Consider the following 15481-nt stretch of genomic DNA (forward strand, 5'->3'; position numbering starts at 1 on the left):
CATGACAGAAAGTAAGTCAGAAAAAAAACTCGCGGTGCATCTGTTGATGCAAGCAGCGCAACCGGAACGCCGCCATGTAGCATTAGGGATTTTTTATTTATTCATCGCAGCAGGACTGGAAGCGCTGGGGCCGCTATTGGGCAAAGCATTTATTGACCGCTATCTGCTGCCTCGTCAAATGGATGTGGCCGTCGTCGCCGGTTTGTTAATAACCTACGTCGCGACCGGCTGGTGGGCGACCTGGCTGCGTTATCTGCAACTGTCACGACTAGCCGGTGTGGCGATGCGCTCGGTGCGTCGCTTGCGCGAACAAGTGTACGGTCATGTATTGCGCTTGCCGATGGCGTTCTTTGACAAAGCAATTACCGGTCAACTCGTGAGCCGTGTTACCAACGATACGGAGTCGGTAAAAAATCTGTACGTCCAGGTATTGTTCGTCATGCTGGATTCTTCCATTGTCGTGATCGGCGCACTGGCAGCGATGGCGTGGCTGGACTGGCGGCTGATGCTGATCGTGCTGATGCTGATCCCGGCGGTCGTGATTATCGTCTGGTTTTATCAGCGCTGGAGTGCCCCGGCGGTCAGTCGTGCCCGTCAATTACGCAGTGAGATCAATGCGCAGGTTGCCGAGAGCATCAATGGGATGAGCGCACTACAGGCAAGCAATGCCGAGCGACGTTTCGGCGCCCGTTTTGATGCGACGAATCAGCAGCACTATCATGCGCGGCTAGATGAATTGCGCGCCAATGCCTGGCTGCTGCGTCCGGCACTGGATTTGCTGAATTCTTTGTTACTGGTCGTTGTGATTTTTTGCTTCAGTCAGCGTGATTTTTCGGGTGTGGAAATCGGTATTCTGTATGCGTTCGTCAGCTATATCGCACGCGTGGTTGATCCGCTGATCCAGATTACTTTGCAATTCGGACAGATACAGCAGGCCGTGGTTTCTGCAGCACGGGTGAATACCCTGCTGCGCGAGCCGACGAGCCAAGCGGTCGTCAGCGATGCACACATAGGCAGAGGCGATCTGCGTCTGCAATATCTGCGCTTTGGTTACGATCCTGCGCATCCGGTGTTGCACGGCATTGATCTGCATATCCCGGCAGGAAGTTTTTTTGGTATCGTCGGCCATACTGGCAGCGGTAAATCTACCTTACTGAGTTTGCTGCTGCGCTTCTATATCGCGCAGTCGGGTCGCATTGCGATTGATGATCAGGACATTACCAGTTTTAGTGATGCGCACTTCCGCGCCAGTGTCGGGCTGGTTCCGCAAGAGCCGTTCCTGCTTGCCGCGAATGCGAGAGAAAACATCGCCATGGGGCGCGACATCAGCGATGCCGACATCATTGCCGCTGCCAGGGCGGCACGGGCGCATGACTTTATTCTGCAACTCGAACAAGGCTATGACACGCCTCTGGGTGAAGGCGGTGCACGCCTGTCCACCGGACAAAAACAACTGATCGCGATTGCCCGTGCGCTGGCAGGCAAGCCGCGTATCTTGTTTCTCGATGAAGCCACCTCACATATCGATAGCGAGACTGAGCAAATCGTACAAACAGCCCTGACCGAATTACGCGGCAGCGTAACGATCGTTGCGATTGCCCACAGGCTCTCGACCATCCGCGATGCGGATCAGATCGTCGTGCTGAATCATGGGAACATCGCCGAGCAAGGTACGCATCAGCAACTGATGGCGCTGGAACTCGGGATTTATCAAAAACTATATTTGCTGCAAACCTTAGAAGAGTAAGAACGATATGAGTGCTTTGATGAAAATGATCGTTGGCGGTATCGCCATCCTGACCGCCTGTTTTCTTGGCGCTCTGATTTATATATTTTTCGGCATCTTGCCCAATCTGCCTTCGCTCGATGCGGTCACTGATTACCAGCCAAAAATTCCGCTCCGTATTTATACCGCAGACAATGCGCTGATCGGTGAATTTGGCGATGAGCACCGTGATTTTATTGCGATCAAAGATGTGCCTTTAGTGATGAAAAACGCCTTACTGGCTATCGAAGACAAACGTTTTTATGAGCATAGCGGCATTGATTTTCGGAGTGCCTTACGCGCAGTGCTGGCAGATTTACGCGGCGGCTTCCATCAGGGCGGCTCGACGATCACAATGCAAATTACGCGCAATATTTTGCTGACACAAGAAAAAACTGTCATGCGCAAGTTCAAGGAAATTGTACTGGCCTACCGGATTGAAGCAGCCTTGTCAAAAGACCAGATCCTTGAGCTGTACATCAATCAAATTTATCTTGGCCAGAGAACGCACGGCTTCGCCAGTGCAGCTAATACCTATTTCGGAAAATCGCTCAAAGACATCTCTATCGCAGAGGCCGCGATGCTGGCAGGTTTGCCGCAAAATCCGACGCGCCATAATCCTGCAGTGAATCCGCAACGGGCTAAACAACGTCAATTGCTGGTCTTAAAAGCGATGCAAGACGATGGCTATATTACGCAGGCGCAGTTTGATCAGGCGAGCAAAGAAGAACTGCATATCAGTAGCCATCAGCAGTTTGATGCGCATGCAGACTATGTCGCAGAAATCGTGCGTCAGCAAATCGTTGCCGAATATAAGGACACCGCCTACACCAGCGGTCTCAAGGTTTACACCACGATTTATAAAGCCGAACAGGATGCCGCTTACGAATCCCTGCGCCGCAATGTGATGGCCTACGATCAGCGCCACGGCTATCGTGGTCCAGAGGCATTTATCGAATTGCCATCTGATGAAGATGAGCGGGACGACGCGATTGATGCATTGATGTTAAAGCATCCGGGCAATGATAAATTACTCTCCGCTGTGGTCATCGAAGCGAGTCCCAAATTAGTCAAAGCAGAAATGGCTTCCGGCGACACCATCACCCTCAGCGGGGAGACCTTGCGCTTTGCCGATAAAGCACTGCAAGCGAATGCGAACCGTGATTTAAAAATCCGTCCCGGTGCGCTGATACGCGTCATGCTGGATGCAAAAAAGCGCTGGACTATCACGCAATTGCCGGAGGTCGATGCGGCCTTTGTCGCGCTGAATGCGCAAGACGGATCCTACCGCGCCATGGTCGGCGGCTTTGATTTCAATCGCAAGCAATTCAATCATGTGACCAGTGCATGGCGTCAGCCCGGCTCCTCCATTAAACCATTCATTTATTCTGCCGCTTTAGAAAAAGCTTATTCACCGGCGACTATTGCGAACGATGTGCAATTATCGGAAACCAGTACCGAAGAACTCAAATGGGATCCACGTAATGATGACGGCAAATATGACGGTCCGATCACACTGCGCACAGCGCTGGCACAATCAAAGAACGTCGTATCAGTGCGATTGCTGAAAGCCATAGGTGCAGGATATGCACGTGACTTTTTGCCCCGCTTTGGCTTTGACATCAACAAGCAACCGCAGAACCTGACAATGGCATTGGGGACCGGCTCTGTCACACCGATACAGCTTGCAGCAGCCTACGGCGTATTCGCGAATGGCGGCTATCAGATCAAACCCTGGCTGATCCAGAAAGTTACTGATGCACGCGGCAAAATCCTGACCGATAATAAAGCCCCTGCGATCGCACAGGAAGAGTCTCGTGTACTCGACAGCCGTAATGCTTTTGTCATTGACAGCATGCTCAGAGAAGTCGTCAGAACCGGTACAGGCGCGGCAGCAACACAACGCCTTGGCCGTCGTGATCTGGCGGGCAAGACCGGTACAACCAGCGATGCTGTCGATGGCTGGTTCGCCGGTTATGCCGGTGATGTCGTCGCTGTAGCATGGATGGGTTATGACGATCCCAAGTCACTGGGCGGCAGAGAATTCGGCGCGACCTTATCGCTACCGATCTGGATCGATTACATGCGTCAGGCATTGTCCGGCAAACCAGAAACCCAGCGGGCAGTACCGGAAAATGTCAGCAATGCAGAAGGCGACTGGGTATATAACGAATTTCTGAATGGTGCCGGCATCAAAACGCTGGACATTGATCTGCCGGTAACACCACCGCAATAAAATACCGTCACAAAAATTTGCAGGACAAAAAAAGCCCGCTACAGGAGCGGGCAAAAATCCTACCTTTGGAGAGTATTTCAGGATTGGTGCCAGTATATTTCTGAGATATTACGGCGATATGACAGCGGTAGATCGTGACATCATTGTCAGTCATTACCCATTATTTCCGCGCTCCGTCTGAAATACACTGCCCTCCTCCAGGCATGTCAGGTATCGCCATGCAGCCTGCTGCAACAATGCGAAGCGATACAAATGTAAATGTTTCATCTACCATGAGATGTTTTTCATGCAGCGACAATATTTATAAAATTACAGGAGATGTGATGGACATTGAAGTCTTATTCCCTACGCTGGTTGGTATCTCGCAAGCAGATGACGCGACCATTAATGCAATCAACGCAGAAGTCTTGCAGCAAAGAACGCTCATGGAAAGTCTGCTTAGCCAGTCCTGGGGAGACAATGTACTGACCTCATTTAATAAAGAAAAAAACCTCTTCGCCCACGCCCGTCTGCACACACTCAGAAAATTTATTGAAGATAATATTCTCGAATTCGTCAGCAAAACCCGCAAGGATCAAGCCTTCCAGTTTGATCATACGTACACACAGAGCTGGATCAATATCACGAAGAAATTTGGCTTTCAGGAACGTCATAATCACGAGCGTAACGTCGAAGGCCTGCCCATCAGTGGCGCCTATTATTTCAACACCAATCAACACGACGGCGATCTCGCGATTTTCCCGACGGACATGCATTACAAATTGTTTGGTAATTATGTGATTGAACCGGCGATCGGTAAGCTGGTCCTGTTCCGCTCAGATGTGTTTCACCGGGTGAGCGCGAATATGACGGACAACGACAGGGTATCGTTTAGTTTTAATTATTTGCTGACTAAGTAGGTGTTCGACTGGCGACGCGTGGCAATACGTTGAAATCCATTACAACTACCACCCCGCCTCACTTATCTGCAACATAAAAAAAACCCGCCAGATCTCAGCGGGTAAAAGTTCTACTTTTTGGAGAGAGTAGAATTCAGGAATGCGTATGTATAGTAAGACTAGTTAAGGCTCTATAAGTTCGACAAAGACAAAGTTCCGACAAAACAGATACAAACAACAGACAATTGAGCCAAGGCAAGATGTCGTTTCTTTCTTCCACGTTTTGTCCTCGTTTGAGATTGCACTAAGCGAAGCAACCAGACCATTTTTGAGAAAAACTGAACCAGATTAAGCGGCGATTGCTTCTGTCGTATCTACGCTAGTCAGCATTCTCAATGCATCAAAACCTTGCTGCAGATCGCGTTGCAAATCCTGTACCGACTCTAGCCCGATATGCAGCCGTATCATTGGTGCCTGCCATTTGGAGGCATTGACGCTGCGGCAATTCGATGGCTTGGTCGGCAGGATTAGGCTCTCGTAGCCACCCCAGCTAAAGCCGATACCAAACAATTCCGTTCTGTCGATCAAGGCGGCGACTTGTTGTTCTGTGATGTCCGCATGGAATATAGCTCCCATCAGGCCGCAGGCGTAGTCAGGGTGAAAATCACGTTTCCATAATGCATGCCCTGCGGCACCGGGCATCGGCGGGTACAGAACTTCGGCGATCTCGGGTTGCACTTGCAACCATTGGGCGATCTGCATGGCACTGACACGATGCACGGCCAGGCGTGCGGCCATACTGCGCAAGCCGCGTAAGGCTAAGGCAGCATCATCGACACCGATCGACAAACCAAGCTGCTTGTAGGCATCACGTAAGCGGCCCTGCAACTCGGCAGTGGTCAGGATCACGCCCATCAAGGCATCGGAATGGCCGACGATGTACTTAGTGGCTGCATGAATCGAGACATCAATCCCCAATTCAAACGACGACCAGCCTATCGGCGTTGCCCAGGTACTGTCGGAGACCACGATAGCGCCGCGTGCATGAGCGACCGCCGCAATCGCCGGAATGTCCTGAATTTCAAACGTCAGTGAGCCAGGAGATTCGACAAAAATCAGCTTGGTATTTAACTGCATCAGGCTGGCGATTCCACGGCCGATCGACGGATCGTAATACGTGGTGCTGATACCCATTTGCTTCAGCAGTCCATCGCAAAACAAACGCGTGGGATCGTAGGTAGTATCGACCATCAGCAAGTGATCACCGGGCTTGAGTAAAGCCAGCAATGTGGTGGTGATGGCGGAGAGTCCCGACGGTGTCAGCAGGCATGCAGCAGCGCCCTCAGCGGCGCACAGCGCCTGCTCCAGCGCATAAGTGGTCTCGTTACCATGACGACCGTAAATCGCACGCGTGCCGGTCGCTTCCTTCAGTCCGGCGACATTCGGGAACAGCATGGTCGACGCACGGATTACCGGCGGATTGACCGGGCCATGATGGGCTTTGCCTTTGCGACCTGCATGAGTGAGTTTGGTAGCCGTCTGCCAGTGCGATGTGGAATGTGTCATGGTTGTTCTCGGATCGGTTCAGATTGCAGATTGTTTTGATTACTTGAATTACTTGAATTACTGTCGTTGCCAGGACTTACACAAAACAGAGAGCTATTACTCACAATTCACATTGAACCCGCTGGCTGGATGCGGCTTTCAGAGGCATTTCGTGCCAACAGGCGCACTCAGCTTGCGGATTCGTTTGATGAATTTCTAAAAACTCTTTAATCGGTAGTTCATGACCGCTTGCTCCGGCCTTTTCTCCGTCTCTCTGCGGTGAGAGGTCTTGGTTTTTGCGTAAGTCCTCGTTGCTCTGCATACGGTGGTTCTTACAACGAATTCGCGATACCGGGAGCTGGGGCAGTGCGTTGTCGTGTTTTAAATCAGGCACAGGCAAATCCTAACAATGCTGGGATGAAATTTTTTACCAAACTTTCAGCTAAATTTCATGTATTTGAGAAAATTTTTCTATAAAATTAAATATATGGATAAAAAAGATATCGAAATTCTTCATATTTTGCAGAAAGATGCCTCTATTGCTCTGGCGGATCTGGCGCAGGCGGTGCATTTGTCCGTCACCCCTTGCTGGCGGCGGGTGCAAAGACTGCAGGATGATGGTGTAATTCAGCAGCAAGTGGTGTTGTGTGATCCGCGCAAACTCAATCTGGGCCTGACTGTGATGGTGGCGGTCAAAGCAGCGCAACACAACGAAGCCTGGATGCAGCGGTTCGTCAGTGGCGTGCGTGACATACCGGAGATTGTAGAAATTTTTCGCATGAGTGGCGACATTGATTACCTGCTTAAAATGCATGTGCCAGACATGGCGGGTTTTGATATCGCGTATAAAAAGCTGGTCAAAGTCGCTGATTTACAGGATGTGAGTTCCAGCTTTGTGATGGAAGTCATTAAAAGTACCACGGCGCTGCCACTGGATTATGCGGTACTGAAAACAAGTAAATCCTGAAATAAATCTAATTAACTAACATACTCCCATAGAGTATTTTTTCAATCCCTAATGGAATATTTCGGAATAAGGTTAATTTTGTATTAAAAATGGGGAGTATGTCTCTGTGATGCAGAAAGTCTGAATGGAATTACTGGAAAGAATCGTCTCGATTATTTTGCCGGTGTTTATCGTGATCGGCCTCGGCTATGCCTATGCGCGCTACAAAGGAGCTGGCGTTAAAGATGATATGGTGGCGGTCAACCGGGTCAGCATGGATGTCCTGTGCCCGCTACTGGTATTTACCGCACTGGCTGGCAAAGACTTTGATGTCGCACACAATGCCTGGCTGATACTGGCGGGCGTCTTGATTGCCCTGGGTTCCGGTCTGTTGTCATGGCCTCTGGCGCGCCTGCTTGGTTACGACGTGCGCACCTTTGTGCCACCGATGATGTATAACAATTGCGGCAATATGGGCCTGCCTCTGGCAGCACTGGCGTTTGGCGCGAATGGACTGTCTGCGGCCGTCGCCTTATTTATGGCATGCAATCTCGTGTACTTCACGGTCGGGATCAAAATCATTCAACGCGGCCACCCCGATCATCAGGGTTCATCATTGAAATTTTTGTTCAGCCCGATGATGCTGTCCATGATGGTGGGCATGGTGTTCGCACTGCTGCATCTTCATTTACCAGACTATTTATTCATCGCCATGAAAATGATGGGTGACGCCTGTATTCCCATCATGTTATTTGCCTTGGGTGTGCGTATGATGGACATCAGTTTCTCTAGCTGGCGTATCGGTGTCGTGGGCGCGCTGATATGCCCTGTGGCAGGTTTGCTGGTTGCACTGTTACTCGATCCAATCCTGCCTCTCAACTCCGCTCAACGTGGCCAGATGTATTTGTTTGCCGCCCTGCCACCCGCCGTTTTTTGTTTTATGGTGGCAGAGCAGTATCAGCAAGAGCCAGATAAGGTAGCGTCCATCGTCTTACTCGGCAATCTGGCGGCATTGTTGTTTGTACCTGCTGGTTTGTGGTTGGGGTTGCGATAAGCAATTATGTAGGTTTTTTTATTTTTTTGCCGGTTAAAAGCTCTGCAACTGCGCTGTTAATTTAGTTAAAATTCTTTCTTCTTATTTTTTGACTGTCATCATGAGCGACTACGTCCAGACCTCCGTCCGTAACCACATCGGCTTTATTACTTTGGATCGTCCAAAGGCGCTGAACTCGCTATCCCTGGCGATGGTTCGCGCTATTACGGCGACCTTGCTTGGGTGGCGCGACAATGCCGGGATCCATGCAGTATTTATTCATAGCAGTGCAGAGAAGGCCTTTTGTGCAGGTGGTGATATTCGCTTTTTCTATGATGTCGGCACGGCGACGCCCAAAGGTGACAGCGCATTGCTGGAAGATTTTTTCACCGAGGAATACGCACTCAATCATCTGATTCATTTTTACCCTAAGCCTTATATCGCTTTGATGAATGGCGTTGTGATGGGCGGTGGCATGGGCATTGCGCAAGCTGGTGAAGATTGTCGCTTGCGTATTGTGACAGAGCGTACCAAGATGGCGATGCCGGAAGTGAATATCGGACTATTTCCTGATGTCGGTGGCGGTTATTTTTTATCGCGGGCACCGGGGCAAATCGGTACCTATTTAGGACTGACGGGTGAGGTGATCAATGCCGCCGATGCGCTATACGCAGGACTGGCAGACGTGTATATCCCGACCACTGAATTGCCTGCCTTGATGGAGATGCTGGCGACTACAGCGAGCGATGATATACGCTTAAGCATTACTGAATTTGCCGATACTTTTACCGGTCAGGTCAGCGCGGAGCAGAGCCAGCTTGCACAGCATCGCGCCATTATTGATCAGCATTTTTCTGGTGATGATGCAAAAGCGATTGTCGCTTCTTTGATGCATGATCCGCATCCATTCGCACAACAAGCAGCGAACGTCATGCAAAAGCGTTCTCCGTTATTGATGAGTGTCACTCTGGAGCAATTACGCCGCGGGATCACAATGTCCGTTGCCGATTGCCTGCGCATGGAACGCACCATAGTGCGGCATTGCTTTAAGCATGGTGAAGTATTAGAGGGCGTACGGGCGCTAGTCGTTGATAAGGACAACGCCCCTCAGTGGCAACCAGCTAGCTTGGCGGATGTGACGGCAGAAATGGTAGCGTCGTTTTTTGTCGATGCATGGCCAGATTACGCGCATCCTCTGCGACATCTGGATTAGTTGATTTCGTCTGAGTCTTGTCAATTCTCATGGAGCAATAGAAAAAAGCGCTGAAGAAAAAATTCTTCAGCGCTTTTTTTCATCGATATGACGAAGCGATTATCTGATTGCGACTTACTTTAGCAAACCAAATACCTTGCCAATGATTTTGCTGCCGGCTCCGATAGGATCTTGCCTGATCGCTTTTTCTTCTTCTGCAATCATTAAATACAATCCGTCTAAAGCACGCTGCGTAACATAACCTTCAACGGTTGCCTCTTGTTCGGAAACCACACCAAATTTCTGCGCTTGCCCCATGACAGAATTGTACTTAGCAGACAAGCCTGCTTTATCCGTTACCCCTTTGACAAGAGGTAAAAATTTACTACTTAACGGTGCTGAGGTTTTTTGTTTGAAGAAATCCGTTACCGAGGTGTCACCGCCGGTCAGGATATTTTTTGCATCGGTGACCGTCATGGATTTAACGGCGTTTACCAAGAGTGGTTTTGCCATTGGCACTGCTTGCTCTGCAGCGCGATTCATGGACACAACGAGCTCATCCAGCTGCTGACCACGACCGGACATTTTCAAAATCGGACGTGCCTTTTCCAGCACTGACGGCAGTTGGATTTTTACTTTGTCATTGTTTAAAAAACCGTTCTCCACACCGAGTTTGGCAACTGCGGCAACCGAACCTTTATCCAGTGCAGCTTTTAATCCTGCACTGGCATCTTGATTACTAAGATCATCAAGCGAAAAAGCAAAGACAGCGGAAGAAGCCAAAAGCAAAGTACAGACAGTCGTCCGGCGAAAAATAGATGCGTGCAACATAGAACACTCCTTAACGGAACACATGATAAAAATGGATTGCAATATTGAATCGGCTTACTCTCGCCATTGATGCTCAGTATTACTGCGAGATAAAGATACTACTCAGTATGATGCAAGCGTCAGCTAGACTTCATCCACAGAGAATAGGCGGCGATGCTCCAGCATCGCATATCGATCCGTCATACCCGCAATGTAATCGGCAATTTTACGCGCTTGCTGCGTGTCATGTGTAGCCTGGTCAGTAACAGTTTTTTTGATCTGATAGTCATCTGGCAGCAAGATGGGTTCGTACATCATGACATTAAATAAATCCGTCACTACCCGCCGCGCCTTGCTGGACATGCGGTTGACCATGTAATGACGATATAAATTCGCATGCAAAAACTGTTTGAGTAGTGTCGCCTCTTTTTGCATGGCCTCTGAAAATGCAATCATGGGATTCATGTTACGCACATCATCCAATGATTGTGGCGCGCAGTCTTTGATGCGTTGTTCCGAGGTCGCAATCAAATCAACAATGAGTGCGTTGATCATGCGTCGTATGGTTTCAGAAATTGCCCGGCGACCACTGATACCAGGATAAGTCGCAGCAACTTCTGCACGGAATTTCGCGTAAAAATCGAGTTCGCTTAATTGCGATTCAATCAGCAAGCCTGAACGCAGACCATCATCAATATCGTGGTTGTTATAAGCGATTTCATCGGCGAGATTCGTGAGCTGCGCTTCCAGACTCGCTTGCTTCTTCTGAATGAATCGCTGACCAACATCACCTAGCTTATGTGCATTCGTCAATGAACAATGCTTGAGGATACCTTCACGCGTTTCAAAACAAAGATTTAACCCGTCAAAGGCACCGTAGCGCTCCTCCAGAGCATCAACTACCCTCAGGCTTTGCAGGTTATGCTCGAATCCGCCGAATGCTTTCATACAGGCATTTAGCGCGTCTTGACCGGCATGGCCGAACGGTGTGTGGCCAAGGTCATGAGCCAGTGAAATCGCTTCGACCAAATCCTCGTTTAAACGTAAATTACGCGCAATCGAGCGGGCGATTTGAGCAACTTCCAGGCTATGCGTGAGGCGCGTCCGGAATAAATCCCCCTCGTGATTAACAAAAACCTGAGTCTTATATTCGAGACGACGAAATGCGGTGCAGTGAATAATGCGATCACGATCACGCTGATATTCTGAGCGCGAACTGGAAGCAGGCTCCGCATGACTGCGCCCGCGTGATGTCGCAGATTGAGCGGCATAAGGGGCGAGATGCGTGTCGGAGAACATATTATTGGATGCTGGCACGCAGCGTTTCAAGCAATCGCTCTTTCGGCGCTGTGGTAATAAGAGGAGCACCCAGAGGCTTCAGCAGAATGAATTTAATTTGACCGCCTTCATTCTTTTTATCGACCTCCATCAACTCCAGCCAACGCGCCTCACCCAGATCAGGTGCAATTGTTGGTAAACCTGCAGCCTCAACCAAATTAGTAATCCGGACCTTGCTAACATAATCGATCAGACCAAGCCGGAAAGACAAATCTGCCGCCATCACCATGCCACAACCGACCGCCTCACCATGCAACCATTTACCATAACCTAAGCCAGATTCAATCGCATGTCCGAAGGTATGTCCGAAATTAAGAATAGCCCGCAAACCACCTTCGCGCTCATCCTGGCGCACGACATCTGCCTTGATCTCGCAAGAACGGGAGATAGCATAAGCGAGACTTTCAGGATCTTTAGCACGCAGGCGATCCATATTCGCTTCTATCCAGGCAAAAAATGGTGCGTCAATAATTGCGCCGTGTTTGATGACTTCTGCTAAGCCTGCCGATAATTCTTTGTCAGGCAAAGTAGTCAAGGTAGAGGTATCAGCGATCACGGCCTGTGGTTGGTAAAAAGCACCGATCATGTTTTTACCCAGAGGATGATTAATGCCAGTCTTACCACCAACTGAGGAGTCGACCTGTGACAATAAAGTCGTAGGAATCTGAATAAAAGGTACGCCACGCATATAAGACGAGGCCGCGAAACCCGTCAAATCACCGATCACTCCGCCGCCAAGGGCAATCATTGTCGTCTTACGATCACATTTTGCCTCTAACAACGCGTCATAGACTGTCATCAGACTATTCCAGGTTTTATGCTCTTCTCCATCAGGCAAAATGATACTGAGAATTTGCTTTCCAGCGGCACGCAACAACTCTTCGAGCCGGGCCAGATACAAGGGGGCAACGACATCGTTAGTCACGACCGCAACACGCTCGCCTTTGATGTGGGATGCAAGAACGGTTGAGTCCGACAAAAGTGACTGACCAATCGAAATTGGATAGCTACGTTCACCCAAATCGACGTGCAGAGTGTGATGGTTTTGTTGAAGCATTGTTACGCCTGGAATATTCGAGGAATTAGCGCGCTGCTCAAGCTGCGCCAAAATAGATTGGACCAGAAACTGCACGTTAGGACGGCCCGTTTCAATGACCAAATGTGCGACTTCATGATAGAGAGGCTCGCGCTGTGCTTCCAGTTCTTCGAGCTTTTTGCGCGGATCGGCAGTTCTGAGCAAGGGCCGATTTTTATCATGACGAGTGCGCTGTAAAATGCTGCTGATACCAGCACGCAGATAAATCACCGTACCGCGTTCTTGCAAATATTTCCGGCTAGCTTCGCTCAGAATTGCACCACCACCAGTGGCCAGCACAATGCCGTCTTGAGCAGTAAGATCGCGAATCACATCTGCTTCTCGCTGACGGAAACTAACCTCACCTTCAATTTCAAAAATCACAGGAATCGAGACGCCAGTACGCGCCTCGATTTCGTGATCAGAATCAATGAACTGCTTATTGAGCTTCTTTGCCAGGGCCCGGCCAACTGTCGTTTTGCCGGAGCCCATTAGGCCTACTAGAAAAATATTACCAGAATTCAATTTGAATTAAATGTAAAAGCTGTCCCGTTTCCTTTAGGTGTTTTTACAGAAATGGTAATCGAACCTGATCCACATGCGCCGTCTGGCTTCACTGTTACGCTATGAAAGGTCCCGCCAACAGAATTTGTTGATAACACTTTATCAGGGAAATATGTACCCGTAGAAAGTTTATTAGAATCCCCCGTGGTAATTGTAGTGTCGGCCGGCAAGGGGTTGTTATTTAAGTCTGTAAGTCTAAAATTTAGGCTTTGGGCAAAACAATCTACTCCAGACACGGGTGCAGTAGCAGGTGCGGTAATATGAGCCGAATATAACCCAGTAATAATAGAAGCATTTCCATCAGCCGCAGTCCAGTCACGACAAGTACCACTAGTACAAACTTGCCTGATTAGCTGTGCAAACGAACCGCTAAAAATAATTTCAGCCGATTTACGTATGTAATTAATTCCCCACTTGCCATCACCAGTCGCAGAATATGTAGTGTGATTATAAGGAAAAGGTAAATCACCATTCGCGGGCGTGTACACATTGTCCAAGGTTCCGGAAGAACTGACGCCGCTAGTCGCGGCTAAAGAACCCGTATCAAGGAAAGCATCCCCTAAATCCGTAAAGGGTTCGCCGCCACTTATACATATATCAACTAAGGGGCGGTAAACACTCGGGACATTCCCATCAGTGTCTTTAAAATTTGTACAAGAATATTGCCCATCGCCATTAGAGTCAATGAAATCCTCTATCCCTTGAGTATAGGCTAAAATCGTAACACGTCCGTTCAACGGGCGAAACGCCTGACTTCTAAAGTTAACAGTACAGCCGCCGTTTGTAGTGTTGCATGCCCCTTGACCAGAAGAGCCTATTGCGCCGCCTTCTGCCACAAAATTGATAGTGGTATTATCAGAGACAGGATTTCCGTACTGATCTGCTAACAAAACCGTAACTTTTGCAATTTCACCATCATAGTCCCAGCCTTCAATGTTTAATTTATCAACACTCAAAGACATTGATTTTTGTATTGGCAACCCAGTAGAAATTGTCAAAAAATCAGATAAGCCACTTATCGTATTCCCGTTCCGCGTGGCAGAAGCAATAACTTTCACTGGCGTTGGGATGGTTCCAGAAGATACAGTTGTTGACACATTGCCATTAGAATCCGTTGTCGCGCTTGCAGGAAGTACTGTCAAACCACCTGTAGTTGTTGTAGCAGAAAAACTAACATTAACACCAGCAAGTCCTACATTAGTTTGATCAACTACTTTAAATGTAACAACGGCTGACTCCTTACGACCCGTACCTCCTGTGCCTTTCAGAACAATAGCTGATCCTGGGCTATCAGTTCCGACAAACTGAATTGAACCTACGTTTGCACTGATTACTGCAAGCGAAATCGACTGAGAGGAATTTCCAATTGCTACAGTAATTTGATCAGTTCCTCTTGTGCATCCTTTATTTGTATAAGTTGCAGAAAAGACACCTACCGAAGTAGATGGTCCCTGTACAAGAGAAGCGGTTCCATCCCCGACGCAAAGTGACGTTAAGCTCAAGCCAGAAATACTCGTGACGGCTTTTCCATTGCTTGTGACCGGGAAATTAACTGTAATTGTACTAAAAGCCGGTAATGCAGCAGTAGGAGCAGGAGAAAAAGAAAGTGTCCCAACCGTTAGAGGTGCAGCCCCTACAGCCAAGTTAAAAGTCGTCGATGCAGTCAACGTACCACTCACTGCCTGTGCTGTAATTGCAACGGCTCCTGCTAACGTAAAACTAGCAGGTTTAATATTTAGAACTGCGATCCCATTTGCGTCAGTCAAAGCTGTGCCAGAAATTGGTACCAACTGAATTAATGACACATCACCGGAAAAAGTTACTACAGCATTCGCAATTGGAGAGCCGGATCCAGAAGTAAACTTTGCTTTTAACGTACCAATGTCGCCGCCTGAGAGACTCGTTATGGCTACTCCATTAGCATCAACTAAAGATACAGACAAGCTTGGACTGTTGCTAGCTCCACCTGCCGTAGACGTTCCAGAAGAACCACCACCACCACCGCAAGCGAATAATAATGCAATTAAAAACAACGAAATATATAGACGAAAAAAATTCGTCATTGAAGGTTTTTTTTCTAATAAATTCATAAAATTTTC

Annotated in this window: 11 protein-coding genes; 6 read left to right on the forward strand and 5 right to left on the reverse strand. The window is 48.8% G+C overall.

The window, feature by feature from the left end; translation table 11 throughout:
• Window position 1 precedes the first annotated feature (1 nt).
• The 3 genes from ACO0K4_RS00605 to ACO0K4_RS00615 all read left to right on the forward strand — a co-directional run bounded on the left by ACO0K4_RS00605 (window position 2) and on the right by ACO0K4_RS00615 (window position 4900).
• The gene (locus ACO0K4_RS00605; RefSeq protein ID WP_422954682.1) at window positions 2-1747 is read left to right on the forward strand and encodes an ABC transporter ATP-binding protein; all 1746 of its coding nucleotides are present in this window, start codon (window positions 2-4) and stop codon (window positions 1745-1747) included.
• 19 nt (window positions 1748-1766) lie between these two features.
• On the forward strand, window positions 1767-4001 hold the full coding sequence (locus ACO0K4_RS00610) for a penicillin-binding protein 1A (RefSeq protein WP_422954683.1): 2235 nt from the start codon (window positions 1767-1769) through the stop codon (window positions 3999-4001).
• A 323-nt stretch (window positions 4002-4324) separates the two neighbouring features.
• The gene (locus tag ACO0K4_RS00615; RefSeq protein WP_422954684.1) at window positions 4325-4900 is read left to right on the forward strand and encodes a putative 2OG-Fe(II) oxygenase; all 576 of its coding nucleotides are present in this window, start codon (window positions 4325-4327) and stop codon (window positions 4898-4900) included.
• Window positions 4901-5227: 327 nt separating this feature from the next.
• Here the strand turns inward: ACO0K4_RS00615 and metC are convergent, their stop codons facing one another.
• Window positions 5228-6445, reverse strand: a complete 1218-nt coding sequence (gene metC / locus ACO0K4_RS00620) for a cystathionine beta-lyase (protein WP_422954685.1) — start codon at window positions 6443-6445, stop codon at window positions 5228-5230.
• A gap of 466 nt (window positions 6446-6911) precedes the next feature.
• On the opposite strand from metC, the gene ACO0K4_RS00625 reads away from it, so the two are divergent.
• From ACO0K4_RS00625 to ACO0K4_RS00635, 3 genes are all read left to right on the forward strand, one after another.
• Window positions 6912-7391: an Lrp/AsnC family transcriptional regulator gene (locus ACO0K4_RS00625; protein ID WP_422954686.1), complete on the forward strand. Its 480-nt coding sequence runs from the start codon at window positions 6912-6914 to the stop codon at window positions 7389-7391.
• A 124-nt stretch (window positions 7392-7515) separates the two neighbouring features.
• Complete coding sequence (locus ACO0K4_RS00630) at window positions 7516-8424, forward strand: AEC family transporter (RefSeq protein ID WP_422954687.1); 909 nt, start codon at window positions 7516-7518, stop codon at window positions 8422-8424.
• A 100-nt stretch (window positions 8425-8524) separates the two neighbouring features.
• Window positions 8525-9616, forward strand: coding sequence for an enoyl-CoA hydratase/isomerase family protein (locus ACO0K4_RS00635; RefSeq protein ID WP_422954688.1), 1092 nt, complete (start codon window positions 8525-8527; stop codon window positions 9614-9616).
• A 114-nt stretch (window positions 9617-9730) separates the two neighbouring features.
• On the opposite strand, the gene ACO0K4_RS00640 is transcribed toward ACO0K4_RS00635, so the two are convergent.
• The 4 genes from ACO0K4_RS00640 to ACO0K4_RS00655 all read right to left on the reverse strand — a co-directional run bounded on the left by ACO0K4_RS00640 (window position 9731) and on the right by ACO0K4_RS00655 (window position 15472).
• Window positions 9731-10426, reverse strand: a complete 696-nt coding sequence (locus ACO0K4_RS00640) for a DUF4197 domain-containing protein (protein WP_422954689.1) — start codon at window positions 10424-10426, stop codon at window positions 9731-9733.
• Window positions 10427-10549: 123 nt separating this feature from the next.
• Complete coding sequence (locus ACO0K4_RS00645) at window positions 10550-11704, reverse strand: deoxyguanosinetriphosphate triphosphohydrolase (RefSeq protein WP_422955405.1); 1155 nt, start codon at window positions 11702-11704, stop codon at window positions 10550-10552.
• A gap of 1 nt (window position 11705) precedes the next feature.
• The gene (aroKB, locus tag ACO0K4_RS00650; protein WP_422954690.1) at window positions 11706-13310 is read right to left on the reverse strand and encodes a bifunctional shikimate kinase/3-dehydroquinate synthase AroKB; all 1605 of its coding nucleotides are present in this window, start codon (window positions 13308-13310) and stop codon (window positions 11706-11708) included.
• 29 nt (window positions 13311-13339) lie between these two features.
• Window positions 13340-15472, reverse strand: coding sequence for a hypothetical protein (locus ACO0K4_RS00655; protein WP_422954691.1), 2133 nt, complete (start codon window positions 15470-15472; stop codon window positions 13340-13342).
• Window positions 15473-15481 lie beyond the last annotated feature (9 nt).

It is taken from the genome of Undibacterium sp. RuTC16W (genome assembly GCF_049339445.1).
Lineage (GTDB): Bacteria > Pseudomonadota > Gammaproteobacteria > Burkholderiales > Burkholderiaceae_D > Undibacterium.

Excerpts from the sequence above, each read along its gene's own strand:
- ACO0K4_RS00630 (WP_422954687.1), top strand. The coding sequence starts at position 7,516 with ATGGAATTACTGGAAAGAATCGTCTCGATTATTTTGCCGGTGTTTATC.
- ACO0K4_RS00635 (WP_422954688.1), top strand. The coding sequence starts at position 8,525 with ATGAGCGACTACGTCCAGACCTCCGTCCGTAACCACATCGGCTTTATT.
- ACO0K4_RS00615 (WP_422954684.1), top strand. The coding sequence starts at position 4,325 with ATGGACATTGAAGTCTTATTCCCTACGCTGGTTGGTATCTCGCAAGCA.
- ACO0K4_RS00625 (WP_422954686.1), top strand. The coding sequence starts at position 6,912 with ATGGATAAAAAAGATATCGAAATTCTTCATATTTTGCAGAAAGATGCC.
- aroKB (WP_422954690.1), bottom strand. The coding sequence starts at position 13,310 with ATGGGCTCCGGCAAAACGACAGTTGGCCGGGCCCTGGCAAAGAAGCTC.
- ACO0K4_RS00655 (WP_422954691.1), bottom strand. The coding sequence starts at position 15,472 with ATGAATTTATTAGAAAAAAAACCTTCAATGACGAATTTTTTTCGTCTA.
- ACO0K4_RS00610 (WP_422954683.1), top strand. The coding sequence starts at position 1,767 with ATGAAAATGATCGTTGGCGGTATCGCCATCCTGACCGCCTGTTTTCTT.
- ACO0K4_RS00640 (WP_422954689.1), bottom strand. The coding sequence starts at position 10,426 with ATGTTGCACGCATCTATTTTTCGCCGGACGACTGTCTGTACTTTGCTT.
- metC (WP_422954685.1), bottom strand. The coding sequence starts at position 6,445 with ATGACACATTCCACATCGCACTGGCAGACGGCTACCAAACTCACTCAT.
- ACO0K4_RS00605 (WP_422954682.1), top strand. The coding sequence starts at position 2 with ATGACAGAAAGTAAGTCAGAAAAAAAACTCGCGGTGCATCTGTTGATG.
- ACO0K4_RS00645 (WP_422955405.1), bottom strand. The coding sequence starts at position 11,704 with ATGTTCTCCGACACGCATCTCGCCCCTTATGCCGCTCAATCTGCGACA.